Source organism: Pseudomonas sp. PA-4-8C (assembly GCF_021606625.1).
In the GTDB taxonomy this organism is placed as follows: Bacteria; Pseudomonadota; Gammaproteobacteria; order Pseudomonadales; family Pseudomonadaceae; genus Aquipseudomonas; species Aquipseudomonas lactis.
Genome location: NZ_WKCD01000287.1, coordinates 1 through 7134 on the forward strand (window position 1 = coordinate 1; position 7134 = coordinate 7134).

General features: G+C 57.5%; 8 protein-coding genes and 1 pseudogene. 6 read left to right on the forward strand and 3 right to left on the reverse strand.

Features of this window, described 5'->3' with window-relative positions; all coding sequences use genetic code 11:
- On the reverse strand, positions 1–158 hold a 158-nt coding region (locus tag GIW04_RS26010), incomplete at its 3' end, for a glycosyltransferase (RefSeq protein WP_236479333.1).
- Between the two features lie 411 nt (positions 159–569).
- Between GIW04_RS26010 and GIW04_RS26015 the strand changes: the two genes are divergently transcribed.
- Together GIW04_RS26015 and GIW04_RS26020 are read left to right on the forward strand one after the other, a co-directional pair.
- Positions 570–1382 carry a M949_RS01915 family surface polysaccharide biosynthesis protein gene (locus GIW04_RS26015; protein ID WP_120248047.1) on the forward strand — a complete coding sequence of 271 codons (813 nt, stop codon included), beginning with the start codon at positions 570–572 and terminating at the stop codon, positions 1380–1382.
- A 108-nt stretch (positions 1383–1490) separates the two neighbouring features.
- Entirely contained in the window at positions 1491–2405 is a 915-nt protein-coding gene (locus tag GIW04_RS26020; RefSeq protein WP_056783188.1) for a site-specific integrase, read from the forward strand.
- Between the two features lie 96 nt (positions 2406–2501).
- Here the strand turns inward: GIW04_RS26020 and GIW04_RS26025 are convergent, their stop codons facing one another.
- Complete coding sequence (locus GIW04_RS26025; RefSeq protein ID WP_120248046.1) at positions 2502–3713, reverse strand: multidrug effflux MFS transporter; 1212 nt, start codon at positions 3711–3713, stop codon at positions 2502–2504.
- A gap of 157 nt (positions 3714–3870) precedes the next feature.
- On the opposite strand from GIW04_RS26025, the pseudogene GIW04_RS31580 reads away from it, so the two are divergent.
- Positions 3871–4626, forward strand: a pseudogene (locus GIW04_RS31580) (MCP four helix bundle domain-containing protein); the annotation flags it as partial.
- 132 nt (positions 4627–4758) lie between these two features.
- Positions 4759–5484 carry a methyl-accepting chemotaxis protein gene (locus GIW04_RS31585; protein WP_373874265.1) on the forward strand — a complete coding sequence of 242 codons (726 nt, stop codon included), beginning with the start codon at positions 4759–4761 and terminating at the stop codon, positions 5482–5484.
- 248 nt (positions 5485–5732) lie between these two features.
- Here the strand turns inward: GIW04_RS31585 and GIW04_RS26035 are convergent, their stop codons facing one another.
- Positions 5733–5924, reverse strand: a complete 192-nt coding sequence (locus GIW04_RS26035) for a hypothetical protein (RefSeq protein WP_003191212.1) — start codon at positions 5922–5924, stop codon at positions 5733–5735.
- A 20-nt stretch (positions 5925–5944) separates the two neighbouring features.
- Here GIW04_RS26035 and GIW04_RS26040 point away from each other — a divergent pair, with 20 nt between their 5' ends.
- Both GIW04_RS26040 and GIW04_RS26045 read left to right on the forward strand, forming a co-directional pair.
- Positions 5945–6115 (forward strand): hypothetical protein, encoded by a 171-nt coding sequence (locus GIW04_RS26040; RefSeq protein WP_183043772.1) that lies wholly within the window; start codon positions 5945–5947, stop codon positions 6113–6115.
- A gap of 315 nt (positions 6116–6430) precedes the next feature.
- Positions 6431–7134 (forward strand): DUF2254 domain-containing protein (locus tag GIW04_RS26045; protein ID WP_236479332.1); only part of this gene is annotated, 704 nt, incomplete at its 3' end.

A 7134-nucleotide genomic window follows, 5' to 3' on the forward strand; every position in this document is an offset into this window, starting at 1 on the left:
GAGTTGTCGCGGCTACCGTCATCCACCAGGATGATTTCGTATTCGTAAGCCAATTGCTTGCAGGCTGCCGTGGTGCGACGCAGCAACTCAGGCAGGCTTTCTTGTTCGTTGTAGACCGGGATAACGATCGACACGCAATGAATAGGGTAGGGTTTCAAAGATTCATGACCTCGGGCTAAAGCGACTTCAAGCGTGAAAACAGCAGCGTTTATTGGGCGAAACTACAGCCCGCAGGTTACAAAACGGCGCTAAAGATGACGCGTTTTCAATAGGTTAGTCGATAATCCACGGATTGCTCTTAAGTGTTGCCTACAAGGTTAAGCGCAAAAATGTGCAACGAATATGAAAGCAGGATGAAAAACTCGTTTATTTGCCAGGCAGACAGCTAGGGTTCAGCTAAGTAATCAAGGCGTTACATGTAGGCCTCACGGGGCGATATCGGAGCATCTTGCAGGGCGCTTGGTTCAATTTGAGCGAGGCGATCGGGCCAAGGCGCGCCCTTCAACAATCTTCTCTGCATTGGCGCTCAAGTGCCGGTAAAGTAAGCCCTCTCTTGCCAGGGTACTCGGATGAATAGCGTGCAGCTTTTGCGCGGCCCATTGCGGCCTGTGCTGATGGGATTGTTGATGACGGTGGCCTGTGTCACCAGCGTGCGGGCCGAGCAGGGCGTCGCGCTGACGCCTCTGGACCAGGTGCCGGAAGGGGTGGAAGTGCGTGGCAAACAGGTCGCCGCTTATACCTGGGATGACCGCCAGGGCAAAAACCTGCTGGTACTCGCCGAGCAAGTCGGTGAGCGCGATGACGATGGTACCCAGTCGGCCTTTGTCTACGCGGCGCAGTATGTGTTGAGTGGCGAACGCCCCAAGCGCGTGTGGATGCTGTACGACGATGTGCAGCACTGCGAGTTTGACGCCGGGCTGCGCTTTGACCGGGCTGCCACCAGGGTCACCGACCTGCTGGGCGACGGCAATACCCAGGCTACCGTCGGTTATTCACGCGCTTGCACCAGCGACGTCAGCCCCAACGAATTCAAGCTGATCATGCATGTCGGCAAGTCCGAGAAGTATCGTCTGCGGGGCCTCGACCGCGTGGGCGCCAGTTGGTGGGATGAAGACGCTGGCGCCTTGCGCGGTATGCCACTGCCCACTGACTGCAGTGTCGCGGCGCAGCAAGCGTTGGTGAGCCAGTACAAGGAGCAGGGCACCGAACTGCCACTGCCGGGCTGCTATGGCGACGAGAAGGACTTTGCTAAGGCGCCGGACAGTTACCTCGCCTTTATGCGCCAGCAGTGGTTCGCGCTGATGCAACAACAGGACGCCGACTGGAGCCAGTCCCAGGCCCAGCCCCAGGCAGCCAGCGAGGACGACGATACAGCCCCGTGATTTTGTGCCAGGGCCGCTCCTGGGTTAGACTCGGCCTTCGCCAATCCACTAAATACATCGATTAATCAAATAGTTGGTCGATGTATTTAATCCAAAGGCTGATCTACCTTGACCGAGTCCATTTGCAACCCGCTGACCCTTTATCTCACCCGCCTGGCGCCTTCCAGCCAACTGACCATGCGCTACGTGCTGCAGGATGCCGCCGACCGCCTGGGTTTCGAAGACCTCAACCTCGAAGAGATTGACTGGCACCTGCTGCAGCCCGAACACGTCATCGCACTGGTGGCTGCCTTACGCGAGGACGGCTTTGCGCCGAACACCTCGTCGCTGTATGTGAATGCGGTGCGCGGGGTGATGAACGAAGCGTGGCGCATGAGCTTGATCAGCCAGGACCACCTGTTGAAGATGCGCTCGGTCAAGGCCACACCCGGCACGCGCCTGGGCCAGGGCCGCAACCTGCGCCGCACCTTGATCCGCGAGATGCTCGACGTCTGCGCCGCCGACCCTCGGCCCCAGGGCCTGCGGGATGCCGCAGTGATCGGTCTGTTATATGGCTCGGGCATGCGCAAGTCGGAGTCGGTGAACCTGGACCTGGCACAGATCAACTTTGACGAGCGCAGCTTGCGCGTGATCGGCAAGGGCAACAAAGAGCTGGTCAAGTACGCGCCGGACTGGGCGTTTGCCAAACTTCAGGCCTGGCTGGCGTTTCGTCGCGAGCAGCTCAAGGAAGGTGAGCAGGACGACAGCTTCCTGTTTAACCGCATCCGTCGAGGCAGCCATATCACCCGGGAACGCATCACCAAGCACGCGATTTACTACATCGCGCGCCAGCGTGGTGATCAGGTGGGGGTCAAGATCATGCCCCATGATTTCCGTCGTTCGTTTATCACGCGGGTGATCGAGGAGCATGATTTGTCGATTGCGCAGAAGCTGGCGCATCACACCAACATCCAGACCACTGCCAGCTATGACGTGCGCGACGACAATGAGCGGCGGCGGGCGGTGGATCGGTTTGATTTGTAGGCTTGTGGATACACCACGATTCAAATGTGGGAGCTGGCTTGCCTGCGAAGAGGGCCTCACAGGCAACCAGAATGTTGAATCTGCCTGCTCCTCTGCTCAGGAGGAAGGCGGGACGCTTGAAACCAGGTGCGCCGGCAAGCGCCGCAACGTCCACAAGGTGGTCAGCATCGCGGCAAGCGCACACAGCGCAATGCCGATCAACATCGGCGCCGGTGTATGGTCGGCAAAGATCCCCACCAAGGTCATCGCCACAGCCGCCGTGACCATCTGGATCGCACCCAGCAGTGCAGACGCAGAACCCGCCACCGCACCATGATCCTCCAGCGACAGTACCCCGGCCGCCGGCAATAGCAGGCCAAGAAAGCCAAAACCGATAAACAACAGCCCCATCATCAAGCCCAGGCTGTCACCCCACAGCGTAGTAGCCGCCAGCAAGCTCATGACCGCCGCCACGCCCACCACCGACCAGCGAATCAGCGGCGCCAGGCCAAAGCGGGCGCTGAGGCGGGCGGTCAATTGGCTCATGGCAAAAAACGAAGCCGCGTTGAGCGCAAAGCACAGGCTGAACTGGGTCGGTGTCAGGCCAAAAAATTCGATGTACACGAAGGGCGCGCTGCCGATGAATACGAAAAAGGTGGCTAGACCAAACCCGCACACCACCGACAAACCCGTAAAGACCGGGTCGCGGAGGAGGGCGCCATAACTGCCGAACGCCTGGCCCAATGTCTTGCCCAGGCGGCGCTCGGCCGGGTGGGTTTCTGGCAGTTGTACGGCGGTCATCAGCAGACACAGCACGGCCACCACCGCCAACACGGCAAACACTTCGCGCCAGCTCCAGATCGAAATCACCAGGCTACCGGCCAAAGGCGCGAGGATCGGTGAAACACTCATCACCAGCATCAACAAAGCCATCAGACGCGCCGCTTCATGGCCGGTATACAGGTCACGGACAATCGCCCGTGGGATCACCATGCCCGCACAGGCACCGAACGCTTGTATGGCTCGAAAGCCGATCAGCACTTCGATAGTCGGGGCCAGTGCGCAGCCGACGCTGCCAATGGCAAAGATCACCAAACCTGCATAAATCGGAGGTTTACGCCCGAACACGTCGCTGAGGGGGCCGTAGAACAACTGGCACACGCCGATAATCATGAAGAACACCGTCAAACTCATCTGCACGGCCGCCGGCGAGGCCTGGAGGCTGGCGCCCAGGGTCGGCAGCGCCGGCAGATAGATGTCGATAGCAAACGGGCCCACGGCGGTGATCAAGCCCAGCAACAGGGCGAGACGGGCGATACGTTGAGGCATTTGGCAGATCCAGGTAGAGCAACGGACGGTCAGCTTAAGGGAACCGCGCAGATCCGCAAACTTAGGCTTCACTAACAAGCAACAGCTGCCGATACAGCTAGCAGCGACATTGAAACGGTTGGGTTCCCAACCGGCGGTCCTGGCACGGGGTACCACTATGACGATCAAATTACGCTTGGTGCTGTTGATTGCGACCGGGTTGCTCACCGCTTTGATCATGAGCCTGGCCGGCTACCTGGGTAATACGCGGATGGCCGATGCGGTACAGGACAACGACGTCAGCATGACGGTACTGCGCAACCACATGGAAGCCGACATGATGCACGACGCCCTGCGTGCCGATGTGCTGTCGGCCATGTTGGTCGGGCTGGGCAAAAGCACCAGTACGCCGGCCGAGGTCAACAGCTCGATCAAGGAGCATGCCGAACACTTCCGCGAGGTTCTGGCGGAAAACCTCAAGCTGCCGCTGGACGCCTCGATCAAGGCCAGCCTGGAAAAAATCAAACCCAGCCTGGACACCTACATCAGTGCCGGCGAGCGCATCGTCGCGCTGGCCCTGGAGAATCCAGAGGCCGCACGAGGGGAGCTGCAGACCTTCAATGCCGCGTTCAGCCAGTTGGAAGAACAAATGGCGGGGTTGAGCGAACTGATCGAAAACAATACCCAACTCACCAGCACCGGTACCCGGCAAACCATCAGTAACGCCAACTGGACCTTGATTATCGTACTGGGCGCGAGCCTGCTGTTGCTGCTGGCACAAGGACGTTGGGTGACCCTGAGCATCATGGGGCCTTTGCGCACCGCCAGCCATATTGCCCAGAGCATTGCCCATGGCAACCTGAGCGAGCCGATTGTCGAACCCAAGAACCAGGACGAAGCCAGTACGCTGATTCGCAGCCTGACGACGATGCAGCGGGATTTGCGCGGCATGATCGAAGTGGTTCGCAGCAATGCCCATGGCGTGAATGGCATGAGCGAACGCCTCAGCCAGGGTTGCCACGAGGTGGCCGGCAGCAGCCAGCAACAAAGTTTGGCTGCCAGCACCATGGCCGCCGCGGCGAGCGAAATGACCGCCAGCATCGAAGAAATCACCCGTCACGCCCAACGTGCCCTGGACATGGCCAGCCAGGCTGAAACCCTGGCCAAGGACGGTGGCCGGGTCATCCACCAAGTGGTCAGCGACATGGACGGCATCGCCCGTTCTGCCCAACAGTCAGCCCAAGTGATCCGCACACTGGACAAGGAGTCCGAAGCGATCTACAGCATTATCCAGGTGATCAAGGGGATTGCCGACCAGACCAACTTGCTGGCCCTGAACGCCGCCATCGAAGCCGCCCGCGCCGGTGAACAAGGGCGCGGCTTTGCGGTGGTCGCCGATGAAGTGCGCAGCCTGGCCGGACGCACCAGCGCCTCCACCCAGGAAATCGCCAGCATGGTTGGGAGCATCCAGCAGAACACCCGAGCAGCGGTAATCAGCATGGAGGAGGGCGTTGCCCAAGTGGATAAGGGCATGGCAGTGACTGCCGAAGTGGAACGCGCCATTCGCGAGATTCTCCAGGCTACGCTGAGTACCACTGAGTTGGTCAACGATATTTCCCGCACTATTAGTGAACAGAGCCTGGCCAGTAATGAGATTGCTCATCAGGTGGAGAGGATTGCGGGAATGTCGGAAAGTAACAGTCGGGTGATTGGCGAGACGGCGTCGACGACGGATGAATTGTCGAGTTTGGCGGGGAAGCTTTCGCAGTCGGTGGATCGGTTTAGGCTTTGATGGATGACACTCAGATATAACTATACTAAATAGTCATTTAGTATAGTTATGCTTAAAGGCTATTAAAAAAGAGGAGGGTAGCTCAACAGATGAACTAGGGGTAGCTCATCCTTGCTCGTTATCTTCCAAATTTGAACGCTATCTCTCAACGATTAGAAATTAGCACCCCGTGAAATCACGTGTAATCGGTAACAAGTCACGTCGTTTATGGGCTGCAACCATCAAGCCGGTGGATGGCTCAATTGATCCTACGCACGAACTGGAGTCAGCATTATCGTGCCGTTAGGTTTTACTTCCATGTCGAGTGTGTCGCCGCTGGCCAACTTGATGGCCGACAGGAGATCGTCAGTCAGCGGTATGATCAAATCGCCAGTGCTATCAGCTGCATCCTGGCATTTGACTTTCCAGCTCGTATTTTTAGCCTTGGGCTTCGGGTTCATTATTTTCTCCAGGTGATCAGATGACAGAGCCAATTTATGATTATGACCCAGCAGACGCGCTGGTTGATTCAGAGGCCATAGCTGTATTTTTGGCTGATGCACACGACACCGGTAACGCGGCTTTCATTGCCGAAGCGATGGCCGTTGTTGCACGCGCCAAGATTCGTATCGAGACAGATGGCCAAGCCTAGGAGTCATCGTCCTGAACATGTGTTGCTAGTAGCAACACCTTAACGCTGATCACCTGGTGAAAAGCAGCCTCCAGAACCCCTCAGCTAAGTATAGGGCGATACGCATAATGTATATTATGTTAAATCATATGTTGTGTCAGAAAGGCATGTCGATCAGTAAATGGGTCAAGCGAGTCATTCCGTGTGCAGCAACCAAAGACGCTGGATGAACCCTCGGCCAGACCAAAGACTCCATAAGGATAATCAACTTACCGCCTTCGATTCCCTGAATCCTTGCGGTGGGTTCCGTCGTGTTATTTGCAGAAGGTATAAAAAATGCTCGCACGCTGGCGCTGGGTGCTACACCAATTGACCAAACGGCTGTGGTTCAGGGCGAGTCTGTTTTCCTTGCTGGGTATTGCGACCGCGTTACTCGCCGTTGTCTTCAAGGACTACATTCCCGAGTCGTTGCCCGCCCGCATCGGTGCCGACGCCGTCGATAAGATACTGGGCATCATTGCCTCAAGCATGCTCGCGGTGACGACCTTTTCTTTAAGCACCATGGTCAGCGCCTACAGTGCGGCGAGCAGCGGCGTGACGCCCCGTGCCACGACCCTGGTGATGGAAGACACCACGACACAAAATGCCCTGGCCACCTTTATCGGCTCATTTCTGTTCAGCCTGGTTGGGATCATTGCTTTGAGTACCGGCGCCTACGGTACACAAGGGAGGGTTTTGCTATTTGCGGTAACCATCGCAGTGGTCATTCTGATTGTCTACACGCTGCTGCGCTGGATCGATCATTTGTCCAAGCTTGGGCGGGTGGGAGAAACCATTGACCGTGTCGAGCAGGCAGCCATTGATGCCATTAACCATCGAGTCCAATGGCCGCATTTGGGAGCATCCCCCTACCCTTGCGAGTCAGTGATTCCCAGTTCGGCGCTGATCATCACAAGCCAGCACACGGGGTACGTCCAGCACATAGATGTTCAGGCGTTAGGCGCGATCGCCAAAGCAGATGAGATACAGATATTTATGGA